We start from the raw sequence: 19987 nt of genomic DNA on the forward strand, positions 1-19987 counted from the left end.
CGCCATCACCATCGACGACGTCGCGGCGCATGCGGGCGTCTCGCCGATGACCGTCTCGCGCGTCACCCACGGTCACGCCGGCGTGCGCGAGAGCACGCGCGAGCGGGTGATGCGCAGCGTGCGCGCACTGGACTACCGGCCCAACCCGGCCGCCAGCGCGCTCGCCGCCGCGCAGCACACCTGCATCGCGTTGATCTACACCAACCCCAGCTCCAGCTATCTGCGCGAACTGCTGGTCGGCGCGCTGCGCGGTTCGACCCGCGTGGCGGCGCAACTGGTGATCGCCACGTGGGACGGACTGGGTCCGCGGGCACGCCGCGAGGCCGCACGCACGCTCTGCAGCAGCGTGGCCGGCGTGATTCTCCCCGCGCCCTTGTGCGAATCGAAAGCCATCGTCGCCGTGTTCGTCGACGCCGGGATTCCCGTCGTCTCCATTGCGTCGAGCCGGTTCAGCGACAGGCTGTCCTGTGTGCACATCGACGACCGCCGTGCCAGCCATGACATGGTCTCGCACCTGATCGCGCACGGGCATACGCGCATCGGCTACATCACCGGCGACCCGAACCAGACCGCCAGTGCGCACCGCTGGCAGGGTTACCGCGATGCCCTGGCGGATGCGGGCATCGACTACGACGCCGCGCTCGTGCAGCCGGGCGACTTCACTTATCGCGCCGGGCTAGAGGCCGCCGAGCGACTGTTGGCGTTGCGGGCACGCCCCAGTGCGATTTTCGCGAGCAACGACGACATGGCCTCGGCGGTGGTGTCGGTGGCACATCGTCGCCGCCTGAAGGTGCCGGAGGATCTGTCGGTGGTGGGATTCGACGACACGTCGGCGTCGACGATGGTGTGGCCGGAGCTGACCACCATCCATCAGCCGGTGGCGGACATGACCGATGCGGCCATCGATCTGTTGTTGCGGGAGATCCGGCAGGCGGCTGGTTCCGAGCGCGCCTATGTCGATCATGTGGTACCGCATCGATTGGTCGCGCGTGATTCGGTCTCGCGACAACTGTTGGATCGCTAGCGTCATCGCGCAGAGTGGGGACTGGAAGGACGACGCCGAGGAATTGCTTCTTCTCACGCGTTACACACACTTGTAGAGGGGCCAGCAAGGTGCCCAGCGCCGAAGGGTGTGTCGTGCAGGACAGCGAGGGTCTGCCCGCCGACTTCCGGGACATCGAGGGGCCGGACTTGCCCAAGCTAGTCGAACGACTAAAGGAACAGGGAGACCTTAGTGACGACGAACAAAGCCTTCGACGCTTTCACGGAAGTCGAGGATGAACTGAGGGTAGAAGTCTTCCGCCAGAGCTACATCGGCGCCTTCAATAGCTGGGCGAAACTGGCCGAGCTTTTAGTTGAAGAGGTCGACCTACTCGACGGCGTCCCGGATAAAATGGTTCGTAGCTTTGATTACGATCGTACGGAAGTGATATACGTATAAGCAGCGATGCATGAAGTTCAGAGCATTACCTCTGGGAGCGCTGAAGTGCCAGATATCGCCCGAATACATCTCGCACTCGCTCCCTTGCCTTCTTAACACGCTTTTCGGCGTCCCGGAGCAACCTGTATTCGGTCTCATGGAGTGTACCGCGGGCTGCAGCAGGTGAAATCCCGGCTAACGAAGAGGCACGCGACTTGATCATCCATGCTTCTCCCTCAATTCTACTCATGAAGCGAGCGACATCGTCGTCGAAAAGAAATGGCGCCTCTATTAAGCAATCCTCAAAAGCGTCCTTTACACCTGCAGGAATATCTGTATAGGGTCTTTCCGGCCGATTCTCATTAGCATGAGCAATTATTCCGGTTCGGTGATATATCTCCGAAATCATGCAATCAAGCATCGCCACAGTCGCTTTATACACGCGCAAGCGACGGTCGTAAGAGTCGAGGCGAAGTTTGACATCATTCGTGTGCCACTGGGCAATCGCAACGGCAACGCCAAGCGCAGCGACACCAGGCCCGAGGCTCGCCTTCAAAATTTCCACTACAGCACGCACGTCAATCTGACCGCCACCAAGCATCTTCGCTCTCCAAAGCACGGCGTTTGATGCAAGAGCATACATGATTGAGAATTTAGAAACTCAGGGCTAATACTTCGTTTCGAGCACCTCGCCGATCCAGCCTCCAACACTTCCTTCTACAACAGCGACACGCGGGGCACTGTGAGCAAACGGTAGGAAAGCAACCACCACTGTGGCGTCAAGCATTTGGCGAGCGCATCCTCAACAAGGAAGACAGCCGTTAGCAATTCTTCTATGACTAGACCAGAGCGATTGCTAAGGCAGCGGATTTTCCTAGAAATAAAGAAATCGGGTGCTTTCAGAACCCCCACGGACTATCCGGCTTATCGCAGCGGTAGAAATTGGTCTCACCCAGAAGGACGTGTGGTTTTTCCCGAATTATTTTCCACGCGTAATCGCTAATGTTGTAAGCAAAGCCCTCTGTCAGCGTGCCGGTGCGAGAAGCGAGGTAGATCACGCCAATCGCTGCCAGTCCAGCTACAACGCCATCTTGATGCCGAAGGAAGTTGGAGCGCGTGTTCTTCGCGAAGTAGTATCGGAGGATCTGCTTCTCCGGCTCTGTCAGCTTCTGGAGGCGCTCAACTATCGCAGTGCGTTCTTGCTTGGTTTCCCATGCCAGCCTAAGACGCCGCCATAGCCAAAGCAGTGCCGATAACGCGGTGAGCACTGCACACACAGCAAACACCAGGCCGACCCAGCTTCTGTAGGCAACGATCCAGTCTGATAGACCAAGTTTTTTGTGGACAGTGGTGGGCAAGAATAGCGCCCCGCCGGCTAGCACCATCCCCGCGAAGAGATAGCGCGGGCCGAGCTTCAGCACGTCCGCAATGCCCTTGATCCACTCCATCTTTCGCCCCTGTCGCACCTGGGTTAATCATATAGCGCCAGGCTTTGCACCGAACGCCAACACAATACACGCATCATACAAACCACAGAACCGCAAAGCATGGCCTTCAGGGGTCGTGACTGCTTGACCACGTCATCCTACGAACTTACTGCGGGGGTGGGTGAGTGTCTGACTATAGACGTGCTAGGTCTTTTGCTGTTGCTGTTGCTCTGGCTTTTGACTTACCGGGTTCCCTTCCGAAGCGGCGAACCAGGCGGGAAAAACCCGAAGGGCGGCGTACATGGATGTACGCCGTCCGCGGCAGGGGCAGGATGCCCCTTCCGCGGATCCCGTCTGGTTCGCGGACCCGGAGCGCGCAGCGCGGAGGGCGCGTAGGCAGGGCGCGCTTTCTTTTGGTTACCTTTTCTTTGCGCGAGCAAAGAAAAGTAACTCGCCCGCAAGGGCGAAAGCCTTTAAAGCTTTTGCTGTTGCTACCGCTGTTGATTGAGATTTTTCTATCGGACGAGAAGATCTGTAGGAGCAGCTTCAGCCGCGACAGGCACGATGGCCTCTCGCTGTCGCGGCTAAAGCCGCTCCTACAGTTCAGCCATGGCGGCAGCATCTTCAGGAGCAAAGCTTTCGCCTTGCGGCGAGTTACTTTTCTTTGCTTGTGCAAAGAAAAGTAACCAAAAGAAAGCACACCCTGCCTCGCGCCCTGCGCGCTAACGCGCTCCGGGTCCGCGTCCAGCCCGGGGATCCGCGGAAGGGGCATCCTGCCCCTGCCGCGGACGGCGTACATCCATGTACGCCGCCCCTTCGGTGTTTTTCCCCGCGCTGGCCGCCGCTTCGGAAGGGAACCCGGCAAGTCAAAAGCCGGAGCAACGGCAACGGCAACGGCAACGGCAACGGCAACGGCAACGGCAACGGCAACGAGCATCTTGCTCGGTGCGGAAACAAGCAATCGAAAAAATCAGACCGACGGCGACGCGTTGCCAACGCCTAGTTCCCCGCCACCCACCGCATCGGCCAAGTCGTCGACAAGATCGCCGCACCAGCGCACGCCATCCGCCTCGCAACTGCGCTACCTTGCACCCAAGGCGTGCCCTCGCGCCCAAGCCGCCCCCGGAGATCACATGCCCCTGCTCCATCGGTCCCCTACCGCGCCACAACACACCAGCCGCCACCGCGCCTGGCGCATCGGCCTCGCCCTGCTGTGCGCCCTGATCGCCGCGCCCGGCATGGCCGCCGACACCGCCGTGCCGGCCCTGCAGCGCGCGCAGCAACTGATCTTGGTGCTGGCACCGGACTGGGACAGCCCGCAGGGCACGTTGCAGGCGTTCGAGCGCGACGCGAAAGGCTGGCGCGCGCAGGGCAAGGCCTTCGACGTGAGCCTCGGCCGCCACGGCAGCGCCTGGGGCCTGGGCCTGCATCCGGCACAAGACGACGGCCCGCAGAAACGCGAAGGCGATGGCCGCAGCCCGGCCGGCGTGTTCACCATCGGCGAAGCCTTCGGCTATGCGTCGCGCATCGACAGCGCCATGCCCTACCAGGCGATGCAGCAGAGCAACTACTGCATCGATGTGCCCGGATCGCCGCTGTACAACCAGATCGTTGATGCCGACAAGGTCGGCAGCGCCGCGGTGGCCGGGTCCACCGAACCGATGCGCCTGGACCTGCAACACGCCGGCGACCAGCGCTACCGCGAAGGCTTCGTGATCCAGCACAACGCGCAGGCCACGCCGGGCGCCGGCAGCTGCATCTTCGCCCACCTGTGGCGCGCGCCCGGCGCGCCCACCGCCGGCTGCACCGCGATGCAGCCGGCCGACATGCAGCGGCTGCTGGCGTGGTTGCGGCCGTCCGCCGCGCCGCTGTTCGTGCTGCTGCCGCGTGATGCCTACCGGCGCCTGCAGGCCGAGTGGGCGCTGCCGGCCGTGGAGCCGGCGTCGTGAGCCAGGCGCCCGCACCCGGGCTGGTCCGCGCGGTCAGCCGCTGGCAGATCGTCGGGTTGTCGATCAACGACGTGATCGGCAGCGGCATCTACCTGCTGCCCGCGGCCACCGCCGCCCTGCTCGGGCCGTTGAGCCTGTGGGCGGTGTTGCTGGCCGGTGTGGCGGTGGCGCTGCTGGTGCTGTGCTACGCGCAGGCGGCCAGTTACTTCGACGAACCCGGCGGCAGCTATCTGTATGCGCGCGAGGCGTTCGGCCGTTTCGCCGGCTTCGAGATCGGCTGGATGATCTGGCTGACCCGGATCAGTTCGGCAGCGGCGCTGAGCAACGGGCTGGCCGATGCGGTGGTGCGCTTCTGGCCGGCCGCGGCCGGGGGCGGCGCGCGCCTGGCCATCGTGATCGGCTCGCTCGGCCTGCTCACCGCGATCAACGTGATCGGGGTGAAGTCGGCCGCGCGCACCGGCGTGGCGCTGGTGATCGGCAAGCTGGTACCGCTGCTGCTGTTCGTGGCGATCGGCGTGTTCTACGTGGACTGGTCGTGGGCGTTCTCGGGCAAGACCCCGGACCCGCGCGATGTCGGCAACCTCGGCGAGGCCGCGTTGCTGCTGCTGTTCGCCTACGCCGGCTTCGAGAACATCCCGGCCGCCGCGGGCGAGTACCGCAATCCGCGCCGCGACGTGCCGTTCGCGCTGATCACCATGATCGTCACCGTCACCCTGATCTACGCCGCGGTGCAGGTGGTGGCGCAGGGCACGCTGCCCAACGTGGCGCAATCGGCGACGCCGCTGGCCGATGCCGCCAGCGGCTTCGGTGGCGAAGCGCTGGCGCTGATCCTCACCGTCGGCGCCACCATCTCCATCCTCGGCACCACCAGCAACACGGTGATGCTGGGGCCGCGCTTCCTGTTCGCGCTGGCCAAGGACGGCTACGGCCCGGCGTTCCTGGCGCGGGTGCATCCGCGCTTCCGCACGCCGGCCGCGGCGATCCTGCTGCAAGGCGTGCTGTCGCTGGCGCTGGCCCTGTCCGGCTCGTTCGTGCAACTGGCGCTGCTGTCGATGGTCACCCGCCTGTTCGCCTACATCGGCACCGCCGCGGCGGTGCTGGTGCTGGCACGGCGCTATCGCGACCGGCCCGGCGCGCTGCGGCTGCCGGGCGGGCCGTTGATCCCGCTGGCGGCGCTGTTGCTGGCGCTGGCGCTGCTGCTCAGCGCCAGCTGGCAGAACCTGGCCGCCGCGGGCGTGGCGCTGCTGGTGGGCGCGCTGTTCTATCGGTTCCCGCGCAAGGACGCGGCATGAACGCCTTCACGCCGCCTTGCGCGCAGGTCACGCGCGGATAACCGCGGCGCCCGGACGCTGGACGCCCACCAGCGAGAGCCGCCCGCCATGAAACGACGCCGCGTCTACAGCGCTCCGGATCTGCCCACCGCCACCCGCGCGCTGCAGGCCGCGCGCAGTGCCGGTCTCGACAACGACGACCTGTCGCTGGTCGCACGCGGCGACATCGAGCTGGACGCCATCCCGGACGACCGCAAGGAAGGCAAGACCGACACCGTGCCGGCCGCGGCGCGCGGCGCCCTGGGCGGCGGTGCGGCCGGACTGCTGGCCGGGCTGGCGGCGATCGCGGTGCCGCCGCTGGGCATCACCCTCGCCGGCGCCGGGGTCATGGCCATCGCCGGCGCCCTGGTCGGCAGTTGGTCCTCGGCGCTGGTCGGTTCCACCGTGCCGGATCCGGTGCGGCGCAACTTCGAAGAGGAAATCGAGGCCGGGCGCATCCTGGTGGTGATCGAAGGCGAGCCGGAGCTACTGGACGCCGCCGATGCGCCGATGCGCGCGGTCGGCACCACGGCCTTGCCTTACGAAGCGGCGGCTGTCGCGCACTGACATCACGCCAGCTAGGCCAGGCCTGGCGCGAGACGTTCTCCGTTGCGCAGTTCCGTACTGACGCGGCGGCACGGCCCGAAGACCCGCCGCCATGGCGTCGTCATCGGCAGGCGCGTTTCGTCAGGCGGCTGGCGTCAGCGACCGCATGCGTACCAACAGACCCGCGGCGTACACCAGCCCGTAGGAGATCAGCGCCGCGGCGATGCTCATGGTCAGCGGACTGGCGTTCTGCAGGGTTTCCGCGCTGCCGCCGGCGAAGGCGCCGCTGGCCCAGCGCCAGGCCAGGCGCCCGAGCAACAGCACGCTCAGCGCGGCGCCGATCCACGGATTGGGCGTGTACCAGCGCGCGCCGTCCTGCAGTTCGATACGGGTGTGGTGCAGGGCGAAGCCGCCCAGCGCGGCCCCGCCCACCGCCCCCAACGCCATGCCCAGGCGCACGGCGGGCAGGTGCACGGCCAGCCACGCCAGCAAGGCCGCGACCAGCAACAGGAATACCAACCGCACGCCCGTGCGACGCGGCTGCCAGGGCTGGCGGCCGAAATAGCGGCGGATGCGTCGGTAATACAGCCAGCCGACGCCGGCCGTGGCCAGGTACGGGGTCAACAAGGCGATGCCGTTGGCGGCCATGGGATTTGCCGGAAGAGAGGGGCGTAGCGGCGGATCGTAAGCCACCCTGAGCGCCGGCGCAGCCTGCCATAAGGCATGAATGTTTCATATCGCGATCACGCCGCGCAGGGGCGGGTTTAACGCCGGCGTGGCTAGCGTGGAGCGCATTCATCGTCCACGGAGAACCATCATGAGCGTTCCGTATCAGATTCCCGGCCGTGCGCCCAACGACGAGGACCGCAACAGCGTCTCGCAGTACTGGCGCGATCGTTTCGCCGACGAGCCCTATTACAGCGAGGGCGAGCGGTTCGAAGACTACGAACCCGCCTATCACGCCGGCCACGAGGCGCGCATCCGCGACTTCAACCGCGCCTACGAGCAGGTGGAAGCGGAGTTGCACCGCGACTGGGACAACAACAAGGGCTCACAGACGCTGAGCTGGAGCAAGGCCCGCCACGCGGTGCGCCGCGCCTGGGAGCGTGCCGGCAACGGCGAATAAGGCGACGCGCCACGTTCCCACCTGTAGAAGCGGCTTCAGCCACGACAGGCTTTCTCAGTAAAGCCCGTCGCGGCTGAAGCCGCGCCTACGAAGGCAGCACGGCGATGTTCCTGATCGCACCCACGCCGCCAGCACCGACGCATCGGCAGGCGCACGCGCCCCACGCCGCTCACCCGGCAGCGGCGCAACCGCCGCTGCCGGGTGTACTCCTCAACTCTCCAGCGGCTGCAACTTCAGCAACCGCCCACCGGCGCCATCCTCCAGCAGCCACAGCGCGCCATCCGGCCCCTGCTCCACCTCGCGGATGCGCTTGCCCATGTCGTAGCGGGCGGCCTCGCGTGCGGTCTCGCCGTTGAACTCGATCCGCACCAGCGACTGCGAGGACAGGCCGCCGATGAAGCCATTGCCGCGCCACTGCGGGAAGCGGCTGCCGTTGTAGATGACGAAGCCGGCCGGCGAGATCACCGGCGTCCAGCTCACCTTGGGCGCGGCGAATTCCGGGCGCGTGCTGTGATCGGGAATCGGGCGGCCATCGTAATGGTCGCCGTTGGACACGATCGGGTAGCCGTAATTGGCGCCGCGCTGGATCAGGTTCAGCTCGTCGCCGCCGGCCGGGCCCATTTCGTGTTCCCACAACCGGCCGTTGGCGTCGAAGGCCAGACCGAGCACGTTGCGGTGGCCCAGCGACCACACCTGCGCGGCGACGCCGCCGCGGTTGGCGAACGGATTGTCGGCCGGCACGCTACCGTCGTCGTTGAGACGCACGATCTTGCCCAGGTTGCCACTCATGTCCTGCGCCGGATCGAACTTCTGCCGCTCGCTGGAACTGATCCACAGCTTGCCGTCCGGGCCGAACGCCAGCCGATGGCCGAAGTGGCCGTTGCCGGACACCTTGGGCTGCTGCCGCCAGATCACCTGCTGCTGCGACAGGGTGCCGCCGCCGCTGCTGTCCAGGGTCAGCTTGGCGCGCATCACCGCTGCGCCGCGGGTATCGCCGCTGCCGGGTTCGGCGTAGCTCAGGTAGACCCAGCCGTTCTTGGCGAAGCCCGGATGCGGCAGCACATCGCCCAGGCCGCCCTGGCCGCCGTACGCCACGGTGGGGACGCGGCTGACCGTGCCGGTATGGCCGCTGACCGGATCGATGCGCTTGAGCGTGCCCCCCTTCTCGCTGACCAGCGCAGTGCCGTCGGGCAGGAAGCTCATCGCCCACGGTTCGTTGAAGGTGGCGACCGGCGTCGCCGAGAACGGCCAGTCGCCGCGCCGCTCGGCGGCCGTGTCGGCGGGGGCGGCGTGCGCCGCAGAGATCGCCAGGCCCATGGCCAGCGCGCAAGCCAAACCCAGGGGAGTTCGCATGACGTGCACCTATCGGTTGGGGTCGAATCCCGAACCTAGCAGAGCCCGCGTGCACGGCAAGCATGCCGCGGCCAAGCCGTGGTCGCGGTCACGACGGCAGCGGTCTGCCCGCCCGGGGCAGCGCGCCAGACCGGATCACTCCAGCGGAGGCGGCAGCGTCTGCCCGACGTGACGCTTGCCGCCTTGACCGGGCCCCACCGCATCGCGGGTGTTCTTCTGCACCGCCACTGCACCGAACAGGCTAAGCGCGAAGGCCATGGCATAGAAGCCTTTCTCGCTCAGCAACAAGGTTGCATTGAACAGACCGACTGCCAACAGCACCAGCGCCGCGATCACCGAGAACCAGCAGATCGAGTAATACAACGCGCTCACCGGAATGTCCTCGACGCGGTCGCGCACGCTCTTTTGCAGCGAGACCGCGGAGAACAGGCCGAACAGCAGGACCGTGAAGTAATACCCCTTCTCGTTCAACATCATTTCGGCATTCCACAAGCCGATCAGGAACCCGCCCGTGCCCAGCAGCAACGCCCCCCAGGAGGCAGCGATAAAGGCGGCGGAGGTCTTGGGCGCAGCTTGCATGAGAAATTCCTTGTGATGAGGGAAGACCAGGATCGGCGCATGGGCGAGGCGCAGCGCGCATCCCGACAACGCAACCTGAATGCATAAGGTAGAGGAAAGCGGCGAGTTACGCACCCGATCACAGTGGATGCTGCGCCGCCCCGCCGTAGACGCCTGCAGCAGGCCGCATCGGAACGCTTCCGCAGATGCAGGCAGCGTCACGCCGCATCCTGCATGGAAGGCCGGGAACGCGGGCCGCAGGCAGGAAGCCGACGCGACGAGTACACGCGCGCGCACCCACGACAGGCGTCCGTTGCGGCCCCACAGAGGCACGCCAGACCATGAAAGTGGCTGCAAGAGCAGCCAGCGCGCGTCCTCCGGGCGGCATGGCGCTGCCTCCGGATCAGGCCGCTCCGCGCGGCCGAATCACCATCGGCGTCACGCCCACGTCGGCGACGGCTGTCGCTGCGCCCGGCTCAGCCGGGCAGCAGCTCGAAGGCCACCGGCTCGCCGCTGCCCGAGGACGCGCACACCCACAGGTCGAACAGGCCCGGCTCGGCCGCGCACTGTCCGTCGCGGCCGGTGAAGGCCAGCGCGTGGCGGTCGAGGGTGAAGCGGACCTCCATGCCCTCGCCCGCGGCCAGCCGCACCTTGCGGAACGCCTTCAACTCGCGCACCGGGCGCACCCGGCTGGCGACGCGGTCGTGGATGTACAACTGCACCACTTCCTCGCCTTCACGCTCGCCGACGTTGTCGATGCGCGTGGTCACGGTCAGGGTGTCGTCCCAGCCGACCTGGGTGCGGTCGAGCTGCGGCGCGCCATAGGCGAACTGGGTATAGCCGAGGCCGTGGCCGAACGGATACAGCGGCGCGTTCGGCACCTCGCGCCAGCGCGACTTGAACTCGCTCATCGTCGGCAGTTCCGGCCGGCCGGTGCGCGGGTGATTGTAGAAGTACGGCTGCTGCCCGGCATCGAGCGGGAAGCTCACCGGCAGGCGCGCGGACGGGTTGTAGTCGCCGAACAGCACGTCGGCCACCGCCGGGCCGGTCTGCGTGCCCAGGTACCAGGTCACCGCGATCGCCGCGGCGTCGCGCACCGCGCCCTGCAGCGCCAGCGCGCGGCCGTTGCGCAGCAGCACCACCAGCGGCGTGCCGGTGGCGGCGACCGCCTCGGCCAGCGCCTGCTGCGCCGGCGGCAGCACGATCTGGGTGCGCGACTGCGCCTCGCCGCTGTAGCGCTGCGGCTCGCCCAGCGCCAGCACCACCACGTCGGCGGCGCGCGCGGCGGCCACCGCCGCCTCGATGCCGCCGTCCAGCGGCGCTTCCAGGCCGCAGCCGGGCACCACGGTCAGCGCCTGCGCGTCGTCCAGCGCGGCGCGCACGCCGGCTTCCAGGGACACATAGCGGCTCTTGTCGCCGAACAGGGTCCAGCAGCCCTCGATGTTGTCGCGGTCCTGCGCGAACGGGCCGATCAGCGCGATCTTCTGGCCCTGCTTGCGCAGCGGCAGCACCGGGCCGTCGTTCTTCAGCAGCACGATCGAGCGCCGCGCCGCGTCGCGCGCCAGCGCATCGTGCGCGGCGATGTGCGACAGGTCGGCCTCGCGCGCCGGGTCCAGCGAACGGTACGGATCGTCGAGCAGGCCGATCGCCTCCTTCAGTTCCAGCACGCGGCGCACCGAGGCATCCAGCAGCGCCATCGGCACCTCGCCGTCCTCCACCAGCGACGGCAGGTGCGCGGCGTAGAAGCCGCTCTGCATGCTCATGTCCATGCCGGCCAGGAACGCCTTCTTGGTCGCGTCGCGCTCGTCGGCGGCATAGCCGTGCGCGATCAGCTCCATGTCGGCGGTGTAGTCGGAGATCACCACGCCGGGGAATTTCCATTCGCCGCGCAGGATCTCGGTCAGCAGTTCGTGGTTGGCGCTGGCCGGCACGCCGTTGATGTCGTTGAAGGAGGTCATCACGCTCAGCGCGCCGGCCTCGAAGGCGGCCTGGAACGGCGGCAGATGCACGTCGCGCAGGGTCTGCGGGGCGATGTCGACGCTGGCGTACTCCATGCCGGCGGCGACCGCGCCATAGGCGGCGAAGTGCTTGGGCGTGGCCAGCAAGGCGTCGTCGGCGCGCAGGTCCGGCCCGTGGAAGCCGCGCACGCGCGCGGCAGCGAACGCGCAGCCCAGCACCACATCCTCGCCGGCGCCTTCGGCACCGCGGCCCCAGCGCTGGTCGCGGGCGATGTCCACCGCCGGCGCATAGGTCCAGTGGATGCCGGCGGCGGTGGCCTCGACCGCGGTGGCGCGCGCGGTGCGCTCGGCCAGTTCCGGCTCGAAGCTGGCGGCCTCGCCCAGCGGGATCGGGAACACCGTGCGCATGCCGTGGATCACGTCCGCAGCCAGGATCACCGGGATCCCCAGCCGGCTCTCCTCCAGCGCCACCTGCTGGATGCGCCGCCCCAGTTCCGCGCCGACGCCGTTGAACAGCGAGCCGACCCGGCCGGCGCGCACCTGCTGCAGCACCTCGTCGGCATTGCGGACGTTGGCTTCCGGATTCACGTCGGGGGCGAACGGGCGCACCATGTCGGCGAAGACGCCGAGCTGGCCGACCTTCTCCTCGACGGTCATGCGGGCGATGAGCGATTCGATACGATCCGAAGCCATGGGGTCCTTTGAGAAAACGTTTACATAGCCGCCAATTCTAGCTCTGCGGCCAGTCGATGGGGCAAGTTCCGGCGCCGGAATCGCCTATTCATAAAACTGTCTACCGACCGGGGCCGGCCCGGCCGCTGCGCACCATACGCCGGCGAAGGGGCGCCGCCTAGGGGGACTGGAGGGAGAGCCGGGCCCGGCTCAGCCCGGCGCTGATCCCGGATCGCCGCGGCCGGCCGCTGGCGCAGCGCACAGGCCGCCCGCCTCAGCTCAGGAGCTGAAGTAGGCCTCGGCGATCGCGTTGTGCAGGTGGCCGAGGTGGGTCTGGATCTCGTCCATGAACCCGGCCGGGTTGTGCGCGGCCAGGTAGGCCGGATCGGCATTGCGCACCAGCCCGCTGATGCGCATCAGCGCGCGCTCCACTGGCGGCCGTGGCGGCATGGTCGGCAGGATGTGCTGGGCGCGGACCAGGCAGAACTGCACGCTGCGCGGGAAGTCGTTGTTCTGCAGCAGGAAGCGCAGCGCCTGCTCGCCGGTGACGCGCTGGCGCACGTGGCGGCGGTACATCTGGTAGGCGGCCTGCGCGCGCAGCACGCTCATCCACTGCATGGCCTGGTAGGCCTCGCGGTCGTCGGCCTTGCGCGGGGTGATCAGGCCCGAAGCGCCGGCGTCGATGATCCGCGTGGTCATGTCGGCCTGTTCGATCGCCGTGCCCAGGCGCAGGAACTGGAAGCCGATGTCGCGGCTGACGTTGGCGGTCAGCAACCCGGACACCTTCAGGCAGGCGTCGGTCACGTGGCCCAGGAACTCCATGCGGTAACGGCGGCCGACGCTGCGCTCGCCGTTGGCGTCGATGTACAGGTGCAGGTCGTTGACCGCTTCCCAGATCTCCTGCGGCAGGGTGTCGCGGATGCTGCGCAGCAGTTCGCGCGCGTACTGCACCGAACTGCGCAGCGAGGACGGATTGCGCTCGTCCAGCAGCAGGAAGCGCACCACGTCGGCGTCGCCGACGTCGTCGCCGGCGTTGGGGAACCACAGCGCGAAGATCTCGCCGGCGCCGACCGTGTCGATCATCGGCCGCCAGGCGAAACGCACCGAGCGCGGCAGGTCCAGTTGCAGCAAGCTGCCCACCCCGACCAGCCGCGCGGTGGTCTCGGCGCGGCGCACGTAGCGGCTGAACCAGTAGAGGTTATCGGCGACGCGCGAGAGCATCAGTCCAGCTCCTCGTCCAGGTCCACCACCCAGGTGTCCTTGGCGCCGCCGCCCTGCGAGGAATTGACCACCAGCGAGCCCTCCTCCATCGCCACCCGGGTCAACCCGCCGGTGGTCACGTAGACGTCCTCGCGGGAGAGGATGAACGGGCGCAGGTCCAGGTGCCGCGGTGCCGGCCCGGCCTCGGTCACGATCGGCGCGGTGGACAGGCCCAGGGTCGGCTGCGCCATGTAGTTGCGCGGGTCGGCCAGGATCAGCTTGCGGAACTGCTCGCGCTGGCGCGTGGTCGAGCGCGGGCCGATCAGCATGCCGTAGCCGCCGGACTCGTTGGCCGGCTTCACCACCAGTTCGTCCAGGTGCTCGAGCACGTACTGGCGGTCCTTATCGTCGTGGCACAGGTAGCTGGGCACGTTGGGCAGGATCGGCTCCTCGTCCAGGTAGTAGCGGATCATCTTCGGCACGTAGGCGAACACCACCTTGTCGTCGGCCACGCCAGCGCCCGGCGCATTGGCCAGCGCCACCTTGCCGGCGCGCCAGCTGCGGATCAGTCCGGCCACGCCCAGCACCGAATCGGCGCGGAACGCCTCCGGATCCAGGAACAGGTCGTCGACCCGGCGGTAGATCACGTCGACCCGGCGCGGCCCGTACACCGTGCGCATGTAGGTGCAGTCGTCGTCGGCCACGAACAGGTCGTCGCCCTCGACCAGTTCGATGCCCATCGCCTGCGCCAGGTAGGCATGCTCGAAGTAGGCGCTGTTGAAGATGCCCGGGGTCAGCAGCGCGATCACCGGCTGGTCGCCCGGGCGCGGCGACAGCGCCGCCAGGGTGTCGTAGAGCTGCGCCGGGTAATCGTCCACCGGCAGGATCGCGCTGGTCTCGAACAGTTCCGGGAACACCCGCTTGGCGACCATGCGGTTCTCGAGCATGTACGACACGCCGCTGGGGATGCGCAGGTTGTCCTCCAGCGCGTACAGCGTGCCGTCGGCGTCGCGCACCAAGTCCGAGCCGCACACGTGCGCCCACACGCCCAGTGCCGGGGTGATGCCCACGCACTGCGGGCGGAAGTTCACCGAGTGCTCCAGCAGCATCGCCGGGAACACCTTGTCCTTGACGATGCGCTGGGCGCCGTAGATGTCGCCGATGAACAGGTTGAGCGCACGCATGCGCTGCTTCAGCCCGGCCTCGGTGCGTTGCCATTCGTGCAGCGGGATCACCCGCGGGATCAGGTCGAACGGCAGCGTGCGGTCGACGTTGCGGCCGTCGGAGTAGACGGTGAAGGTGATGCCCATGACCCGCGCGGCGACGTCGGCGGCGAGCTGGCGTTCGGACAATTCGCGTCCACTGAGGCTGGACAGGTACTCGATGACCCGGCGCGCGGCCGGACGTGGCTGCCCATCGGACTGGATCAGCTCGTCGAAGGTGGCCGTGCGGTACTTGCTCCAGTCCATCGCGCCCCTTGTTGCTGCGGGCCGGCGGCGAGAGGCGCCGGCATGTTGTCCCGCAACATGCCCGCAGACGTGACAGCCGTCAAGCCGCCGGCGGCGGCACGGCGTCCGGGGCGCGGCGGATCCGCGCGCTGTCCATGAACATCGCGTCGCTGGAGGCCTGGAACACGCGCAGGTCGAAATTGGGCAGGATCGCCAGCAGGTGATCGAACAGGTCCGCCTGGATCTGCTCGTACATCGCCCAGCGGGTGTCGTTGGCGAAGCAGTACAGCTCCAGCGGCAGGCCGTTGGCGCCGGGTTCCAGCTGCCGCACCAGCAGGGTCATGTCCTGGCGCACGTGCGGGCTGGCGCGCAGGTAATGTTCGACGTAGGCGCGGAAGGTGCCGAGGTTGGTGATCCGGCGGCCGTTGATCGGAGCCACCCCGCGTTCGGCGAGCGCCCCGTTCCAGGCGCCGAGTTCGTCGCGCTTGCGGTCGATGTACTCGCGCAGCACGGTCAACTGCCGCATCTGCTCGATCTCGGCAGCGTCGAGGAAGCGCACGCTGTGCTGGTCCAGGTACAGCGCGCGCTTGATCCGGCGCCCGCCGGCCTCGCTCATCCCGCGCCAGTTCTTGAACGAGTCGCTGATCAGCTTCTTGGTCGGGATGGTGGTGATGGTCTTGTCCCAGTTCTGGACCTTGACCGTATGCAGCGCGATGTCGATCACGTCGCCGTCGGCGTTCTGCTGCGGCATCTCGATCCAGTCGCCGACGCGGACCATGTCGTTGGAACTGATGGTGACGCTGGCCACCAGCGACAGCAGGGTGTCCTGGAACACCAGGATCAGCACCGCCATCATCGCGCCCACGCCCGACAGCAGGATCACCGGCGACTTGTCGACCAGCACCGACACCATCAGCACCGCCGCGACCACGCCGAGCACGATCTTGAGCAACTGCATGTAGCCCTTGATCGGCTTGTTGTGCGCATCCGGGCGCCGCTCGTACACGTGGTTGAGCAGATCCAGCACGCGCGACAGGGCCAGCGCCACGGTCAGCACGATGAAAGCGGCGCAGACGTTGCGCACCACGCTGACCATCGCCGCCGGCAGGTGCGGCACCGCGCCGATGCCCAGCGACAGCACCAGCGCCGGGATCACGTTGGCCAGGCGCGGAATCACGCTCAGCTTCACTTCCTTGTCGCTGAGCACGGTGGCGCGCAGCACCCGCCGCAGCCCGCGCAGCAGAATGCGCTTGGTCACCCAGTTGGCCAGCCACGCCGCCAGCAACAGCGCCACGATCACCATCGCGTCGTAGGCCCAGGGATACGGCGCCAGGGTGTGCTGCAGGTCGGCGAAGAAACGTGCGCCGGGCAGCGCCGCCGGCGCGGCGCTGGCGAATGGCAGCGATGCCTGCGTGCTCATGCGCGGCTGCGCTCGATGATGACCCCCACCGCCTGCGCTCCGCGCACCGCGCCCGGCTTGCTCAGCTTCAGCCGCAGCCACTGCACGTCGAATTCTTGCAGCACCGCTTCCGCGCAGCGCTCGGCCAGTGTTTCCACCAGCCCGTAGCCGGACTGCTCGACCAGTTCCACCAGGCGCTTGCTCACCGCCTTGTAGTTGAGCGTGTCGGCGATGTCGTCGCTGGCCGCGGGCTTGCGGTTGTCGAAGCCCATTTCCAGATCGAAGCGCAGCGTCTGCCGGATCCGCCGCTCCCAATCGTAGATGCCGATCAGCGCGTCGATTTCCAGACCTTCGATGAAGACTTTATCCATGGGGAGCGGGGAATGGGGAATAGGGAGTGGGGAATGGTAAGAGCAGAGGCAAAAGCGGCGCGTGAGCCGCTCACGATTCCCGATTCTCCATTCCCGATTCCCGACTTGCCGCCAATGGCGGCAAGTCCGCCATGTCCCAGCGCGGCGTCACCTGCACCGCGGACGCGGTGTCGTGCAGGCCGGCCTGCAGGCGCAGGGCGCCAGCGAAGGCGATCATCGCGCCGTTGTCGGTGCACAGCGCCGGGCGCGGGAAGCAGGCACGGCCGCCACGGGCCTGCGCCATCGCCTGCAGCTTGGCGCGCAGGCGCAGATTGGCGCCGACGCCGCCGGCGACCACGATGGTGTCGCTGCCGGCCGCCTCCAGCGCGCGCTCGCACTTGATCGCCAGCGTGTCCACCACCGCGTCCTCGAAGCCGCGGGCGATGTCGGCGCGCACCGCGTCGGACTGGTCGCTGTCGCGCCAGGCCAGCAGCACCTGGGTCTTGAGCCCGGAAAAACTGAAGTCCAGGCCGGGCCGGTCGGTCATCGGCCGCGCGAAGCGAAACCGGCCCGAGGTGCCCTGCGTGGCCAGCGCCGCCAGTTGCGGGCCGCCCGGATACGGCAGCCCCATCAGCTTGGCGGTCTTGTCGAACGCCTCGCCGGCGGCGTCGTCCAGGGTCTCGCCGAGCAGGCGGTAGCGGCCGATGGCCTCCACCGCGATCAACTGGGTGTGACCGCCGGAGACCAACAGCGCCACGAACGGCGGCGCCGGCGCGCCGTGCACCGGGTCCGGATCCTCCATCAACGGCGCCAGCAGGTGGCCTTCCATGTGGTGCACGCCGATCGCCGGCACCTCCAGCGCCCAGGCCAGGGCCCGGGCCACGCCGGCACCGACCAGCAGCGCGCCGACCAGGCCCGGGCCGGCGGTATAGGCCACCCCGTCCAGGTCGCGCACCTGCAGGCCGGCCTCGGCCAGGGTCTGGCGGATCAGCGGCAGCAGCTTGCGCACGTGGTCGCGGCTGGCCAACTCCGGCACCACACCGCCGTACTCGGCGTGCAGGGCGATCTGGCTGTACAGCGCATGCGCACGCAACGCGGCCGCCCCGGAGCGGGTGGTGTCGTAGACGGCGACGCCGGTTTCGTCGCAACTGGATTCGATGCCGAGCACGTTCATGGGGTGCATTGTGCGGCCGAATCGGCGGCAGGCCAAACGGGGTGCTTGCAGCCGCGAAATCTGTCGCTATAATGTGCGGCTCGCCGGGCCTGACCCGGTCACCATTGTGTCCCGGAGATTCCATGCCCAGCGTTAAAGTCCGCGAGAACGAGCCCTTCGAGTTTGCGCTCCGTCGCTTCAAGCGCACCTGCGAAAAGGCCGGCGTGCTGGCCGAAACCCGCAAGCGCGAGTTCTACGAAAAGCCGACCCAGGAACGCAAGCGCAAGGCCGCTGCCGCGGTGAAGCGCCAGCTGCGTCGCACCTCGCGCGACGTCACCAAGCGCCAGCGTCTGTACTGAGGATCGCGGCCTGCGGTAGCGGGATGTGCCGGTTTCGGCATCCGCTACGGTAAGCCCACGAAGCCGGCACGCGCAAGCGTCGCCGGCTTTTTGTGCGTCTTCCGCCTTGGCCTGGCGCTCCGCCTCCGCGCGGGCATCGGCCCCATCCCTGTCCCTCGGCACCCGCGTGCCGCCTCGGCCACGGCCAGCGCCAGCACGCTTGCCTAGAATGCCCTTCCCCCTTTTCTCTTCCCTGTGGAGCCCCTCATGACCCTCAAGCAGCAGCTCACCGACGACATGAAGGCCGCGATGAAGTCCGGCGACAAGCACAGCCTGGGCGTGATCCGGCTGATCAACGCCGCGATCAAGCAGAAGGAAGTGGACGAACGCGTGGAGATGGACGACGCCGCGGTGATCGCGGTGATGGACAAGATGGTCAAGCAGCGCAAGGACTCGGTGAGCCAGTACGAGGCCGCCGGCCGCGACGACCTGGCCCAGGTGGAGCGCGAGGAGATCGTGGTGATCGAGCGCTACCTGCCGAGCAAGATGGGCGAGGCCGAGATCGTCGCCGCGATCCAGGCGGCGAAGGCGCAGACCGGCGCCGCCAGCCCGGCCGACATGGGCAAGCTGATGGCCGTGCTCAAGCCGATGCTCGCGGGCAAGGCCGACATGGGCCAGGTCTCGGTGCTGGTCAAGCAGCAGCTGGCCGGCTGACCGCACCGATGCGTTAGCGCGCGCGGCGGGCTTCACCCGCCTTTCGGCGACGGGCTGCTACAACGCCGGCAAGCCCGCGCCCCCTTCTGCGCGCAGTGCGGGACCGGCGTTGCGACGCCGCGCGCCGAAGGTCCCGCGCCCATGTCCATGCCCCTGTCGTCCGATCGCCTGCACAAACATCTCGACCGCCTGCAGCAGAGCCTGCCGGCCGCGCTGGTGCGGCGCTTCGTCGAGATCGACGTGATGACCCAGGCGGCGTCGCTGTCGTTCTACGCGCTGCTGTCGCTGGCGCCGCTGCTGGTGCTGCTGCTGTGGCTCACCGCCTCGCTGTATCCGCAGGCGCAGGAGGCGTTGATCGCGCAGATCGGGCAACTGGCCGGGCACGGCGCGCGCGAGGTCGCGCAGACGGTGATCGACAACGCCAAGAACCAGCCCAGCGTGGGCTCGCTGGCGGGGCTGTGGAGCACCCTGTTGCTGTTCGTCGGCGCCACCGCGGTGTTTGCGCAGTTGCAGAACGCGCTGAACCTGATCTTCCGCACCGACAAGCAGCGCCTGGACGGCCTCATGGCCTGGCTGAAGAAGCGCGTGTTCTCCTTCGGCGTGGTATTCGCGCTGGGCTTCCTGCTGCTGATCTCGATGATCCTGACCACCGTGCTGCAGGTGGTGTTCGCGCGGATGCCGTCGGTGCTGCCGGCGGTCGGCTACGTCTCGACCCTGGCGATCTACGTGCTGGCCTTCGCCGTGCTCTACCACTACCTGCCCGACCGCCGCGTGGAATGGCGCCAGGCGATCATCGGCGGCGCGATCACCGCCTGCCTGTTCGTGGCCGGGCGCTACGCGATCGGCCTGTACATCGCCACCGCCGCACCGGGCAGCGCCTACGGCTCGATGGGCGCGCTGGTGATCCTGCTGGTGTGGATCTACTACGCCACCGTGGTGTTCTTCGTCGGCGCGCTGATCACCGCGGTGATCGACGAGCGGCTGCGCTCGCACAGCAAGCTCGTCGCCGCCGGGATCGACCCGCGCAGCGCTGCGCAGGCACCGCCGGCGCCCTGACCGCACGGCG

Annotated in this window: 20 protein-coding genes; 10 read left to right on the forward strand and 10 right to left on the reverse strand. The window is 67.8% G+C overall.

Annotation, left to right across the window (positions count from 1 at the left end; all coding sequences use genetic code 11):
• Positions 1-46 precede the first annotated feature (46 nt).
• The 3 genes from CEK69_RS17165 (at position 47) to CEK69_RS17175 (ending at position 2048) form a co-directional block, all read left to right on the forward strand.
• Entirely contained in the window at positions 47-1024 is a 978-nt protein-coding gene (locus CEK69_RS17165) for a LacI family DNA-binding transcriptional regulator (RefSeq protein WP_017915051.1), read from the forward strand.
• A 210-nt stretch (positions 1025-1234) separates the two neighbouring features.
• Positions 1235-1441: a hypothetical protein gene (locus CEK69_RS17170; RefSeq protein WP_017915052.1), complete on the forward strand. Its 207-nt coding sequence runs from the start codon at positions 1235-1237 to the stop codon at positions 1439-1441.
• A 346-nt stretch (positions 1442-1787) separates the two neighbouring features.
• Positions 1788-2048 (forward strand): hypothetical protein, encoded by a 261-nt coding sequence (locus CEK69_RS17175; protein WP_138985693.1) that lies wholly within the window; start codon positions 1788-1790, stop codon positions 2046-2048.
• A 271-nt stretch (positions 2049-2319) separates the two neighbouring features.
• Here CEK69_RS17175 and CEK69_RS17180 read toward each other — a convergent pair whose 3' ends face one another.
• The gene (locus CEK69_RS17180; RefSeq protein WP_017915053.1) at positions 2320-2868 is read right to left on the reverse strand and encodes a super-infection exclusion protein B; all 549 of its coding nucleotides are present in this window, start codon (positions 2866-2868) and stop codon (positions 2320-2322) included.
• Between the two features lie 1112 nt (positions 2869-3980).
• Between CEK69_RS17180 and CEK69_RS17195 the strand changes: the two genes are divergently transcribed.
• The 3 genes from CEK69_RS17195 (at position 3981) to CEK69_RS17205 (ending at position 6673) form a co-directional block, all read left to right on the forward strand.
• Positions 3981-4796 (forward strand): L,D-transpeptidase family protein, encoded by an 816-nt coding sequence (locus tag CEK69_RS17195; protein ID WP_152246937.1) that lies wholly within the window; start codon positions 3981-3983, stop codon positions 4794-4796.
• Positions 4793-6088, forward strand: coding sequence for an APC family permease (locus CEK69_RS17200; protein ID WP_152246938.1), 1296 nt, complete (start codon positions 4793-4795; stop codon positions 6086-6088). The genes CEK69_RS17195 and CEK69_RS17200 overlap by 4 nt, the downstream gene beginning before the upstream one ends.
• 87 nt (positions 6089-6175) lie before the next feature.
• Positions 6176-6673: a hypothetical protein gene (locus CEK69_RS17205; RefSeq protein WP_152246939.1), complete on the forward strand. Its 498-nt coding sequence runs from the start codon at positions 6176-6178 to the stop codon at positions 6671-6673.
• Positions 6674-6793: 120 nt separating this feature from the next.
• On the opposite strand, the gene CEK69_RS17210 is transcribed toward CEK69_RS17205, so the two are convergent.
• Positions 6794-7300: a hypothetical protein gene (locus CEK69_RS17210; RefSeq protein ID WP_152246940.1), complete on the reverse strand. Its 507-nt coding sequence runs from the start codon at positions 7298-7300 to the stop codon at positions 6794-6796.
• A 169-nt stretch (positions 7301-7469) separates the two neighbouring features.
• Here CEK69_RS17210 and CEK69_RS17215 point away from each other — a divergent pair, with 169 nt between their 5' ends.
• Positions 7470-7778, forward strand: a complete 309-nt coding sequence (locus tag CEK69_RS17215) for a hypothetical protein (RefSeq protein ID WP_017916324.1) — start codon at positions 7470-7472, stop codon at positions 7776-7778.
• Between the two features lie 210 nt (positions 7779-7988).
• On the opposite strand, the gene CEK69_RS17220 is transcribed toward CEK69_RS17215, so the two are convergent.
• From CEK69_RS17220 to tsaD, 8 genes are all read right to left on the reverse strand, one after another.
• Positions 7989-9131: a PQQ-dependent sugar dehydrogenase gene (locus tag CEK69_RS17220; protein ID WP_193314028.1), complete on the reverse strand. Its 1143-nt coding sequence runs from the start codon at positions 9129-9131 to the stop codon at positions 7989-7991.
• A gap of 135 nt (positions 9132-9266) precedes the next feature.
• Positions 9267-9710 (reverse strand): inner membrane protein YiaA, encoded by a 444-nt coding sequence (yiaA, locus tag CEK69_RS17225; protein ID WP_152246984.1) that lies wholly within the window; start codon positions 9708-9710, stop codon positions 9267-9269.
• A 455-nt stretch (positions 9711-10165) separates the two neighbouring features.
• Complete coding sequence (locus CEK69_RS17230; RefSeq protein ID WP_152246942.1) at positions 10166-12340, reverse strand: glycoside hydrolase family 3 N-terminal domain-containing protein; 2175 nt, start codon at positions 12338-12340, stop codon at positions 10166-10168.
• Between the two features lie 258 nt (positions 12341-12598).
• Positions 12599-13540 (reverse strand): alpha-E domain-containing protein, encoded by a 942-nt coding sequence (locus tag CEK69_RS17235; RefSeq protein WP_017912040.1) that lies wholly within the window; start codon positions 13538-13540, stop codon positions 12599-12601.
• Positions 13540-14988 (reverse strand): circularly permuted type 2 ATP-grasp protein, encoded by a 1449-nt coding sequence (locus CEK69_RS17240; protein WP_010341631.1) that lies wholly within the window; start codon positions 14986-14988, stop codon positions 13540-13542. Before CEK69_RS17240 ends, CEK69_RS17235 begins: the two co-directional genes overlap by 1 nt.
• A 79-nt stretch (positions 14989-15067) precedes the next feature.
• Entirely contained in the window at positions 15068-16387 is a 1320-nt protein-coding gene (locus CEK69_RS17245; RefSeq protein ID WP_017915483.1) for a mechanosensitive ion channel domain-containing protein, read from the reverse strand.
• Positions 16384-16737 (reverse strand): dihydroneopterin aldolase, encoded by a 354-nt coding sequence (gene folB / locus CEK69_RS17250; protein ID WP_017912042.1) that lies wholly within the window; start codon positions 16735-16737, stop codon positions 16384-16386. The genes CEK69_RS17245 and folB overlap by 4 nt, the downstream gene beginning before the upstream one ends.
• 70 nt (positions 16738-16807) lie before the next feature.
• The gene (gene tsaD, locus CEK69_RS17255; RefSeq protein ID WP_148829651.1) at positions 16808-17890 is read right to left on the reverse strand and encodes a tRNA (adenosine(37)-N6)-threonylcarbamoyltransferase complex transferase subunit TsaD; all 1083 of its coding nucleotides are present in this window, start codon (positions 17888-17890) and stop codon (positions 16808-16810) included.
• Between the two features lie 122 nt (positions 17891-18012).
• Here tsaD and rpsU point away from each other — a divergent pair, with 122 nt between their 5' ends.
• The 3 genes from rpsU to CEK69_RS17270 all read left to right on the forward strand — a co-directional run bounded on the left by rpsU (position 18013) and on the right by CEK69_RS17270 (position 19977).
• Positions 18013-18228, forward strand: a complete 216-nt coding sequence (gene rpsU, locus CEK69_RS17260) for a 30S ribosomal protein S21 (RefSeq protein WP_003465342.1) — start codon at positions 18013-18015, stop codon at positions 18226-18228.
• Between the two features lie 246 nt (positions 18229-18474).
• Positions 18475-18921, forward strand: a complete 447-nt coding sequence (locus CEK69_RS17265) for a GatB/YqeY domain-containing protein (RefSeq protein WP_017912044.1) — start codon at positions 18475-18477, stop codon at positions 18919-18921.
• A gap of 141 nt (positions 18922-19062) precedes the next feature.
• Positions 19063-19977, forward strand: coding sequence for a YihY/virulence factor BrkB family protein (locus tag CEK69_RS17270; protein ID WP_026143465.1), 915 nt, complete (start codon positions 19063-19065; stop codon positions 19975-19977).
• The last annotated feature ends 10 nt before the right edge of the window (positions 19978-19987 follow it).

The sequence above is a fragment of the Xanthomonas sp. LMG 12462 genome (assembly GCF_009192885.1).
Taxonomy (GTDB): Bacteria; Pseudomonadota; Gammaproteobacteria; order Xanthomonadales; family Xanthomonadaceae; genus Xanthomonas_A; species Xanthomonas_A sontii.

Bases quoted from the DNA above. Each gene is read 5' to 3' on its own strand.
- CEK69_RS17165 (WP_017915051.1), top strand. From the start codon at position 47: ATGACCGTCTCGCGCGTCACCCACGGTCACGCCGGCGTGCGCGAGAGC.
- CEK69_RS17175 (WP_138985693.1), top strand. From the start codon at position 1,788: ATGAGCAATTATTCCGGTTCGGTGATATATCTCCGAAATCATGCAATC.
- CEK69_RS17180 (WP_017915053.1), bottom strand. From the start codon at position 2,868: ATGGAGTGGATCAAGGGCATTGCGGACGTGCTGAAGCTCGGCCCGCGC.
- CEK69_RS17195 (WP_152246937.1), top strand. From the start codon at position 3,981: ATGCCCCTGCTCCATCGGTCCCCTACCGCGCCACAACACACCAGCCGC.
- CEK69_RS17205 (WP_152246939.1), top strand. From the start codon at position 6,176: ATGAAACGACGCCGCGTCTACAGCGCTCCGGATCTGCCCACCGCCACC.
- CEK69_RS17210 (WP_152246940.1), bottom strand. From the start codon at position 7,300: ATGGCCGCCAACGGCATCGCCTTGTTGACCCCGTACCTGGCCACGGCC.
- CEK69_RS17215 (WP_017916324.1), top strand. From the start codon at position 7,470: ATGAGCGTTCCGTATCAGATTCCCGGCCGTGCGCCCAACGACGAGGAC.
- CEK69_RS17220 (WP_193314028.1), bottom strand. From the start codon at position 9,131: ATGCGAACTCCCCTGGGTTTGGCTTGCGCGCTGGCCATGGGCCTGGCG.
- yiaA (WP_152246984.1), bottom strand. From the start codon at position 9,710: ATGCAAGCTGCGCCCAAGACCTCCGCCGCCTTTATCGCTGCCTCCTGG.
- CEK69_RS17230 (WP_152246942.1), bottom strand. From the start codon at position 12,340: ATGGCTTCGGATCGTATCGAATCGCTCATCGCCCGCATGACCGTCGAG.
- CEK69_RS17235 (WP_017912040.1), bottom strand. From the start codon at position 13,540: ATGCTCTCGCGCGTCGCCGATAACCTCTACTGGTTCAGCCGCTACGTG.
- CEK69_RS17240 (WP_010341631.1), bottom strand. From the start codon at position 14,988: ATGGACTGGAGCAAGTACCGCACGGCCACCTTCGACGAGCTGATCCAG.
- CEK69_RS17245 (WP_017915483.1), bottom strand. From the start codon at position 16,387: ATGAGCACGCAGGCATCGCTGCCATTCGCCAGCGCCGCGCCGGCGGCG.
- folB (WP_017912042.1), bottom strand. From the start codon at position 16,737: ATGGATAAAGTCTTCATCGAAGGTCTGGAAATCGACGCGCTGATCGGC.
- tsaD (WP_148829651.1), bottom strand. From the start codon at position 17,890: ATGAACGTGCTCGGCATCGAATCCAGTTGCGACGAAACCGGCGTCGCC.
- rpsU (WP_003465342.1), top strand. From the start codon at position 18,013: ATGCCCAGCGTTAAAGTCCGCGAGAACGAGCCCTTCGAGTTTGCGCTC.
- CEK69_RS17265 (WP_017912044.1), top strand. From the start codon at position 18,475: ATGACCCTCAAGCAGCAGCTCACCGACGACATGAAGGCCGCGATGAAG.
- CEK69_RS17270 (WP_026143465.1), top strand. From the start codon at position 19,063: ATGTCCATGCCCCTGTCGTCCGATCGCCTGCACAAACATCTCGACCGC.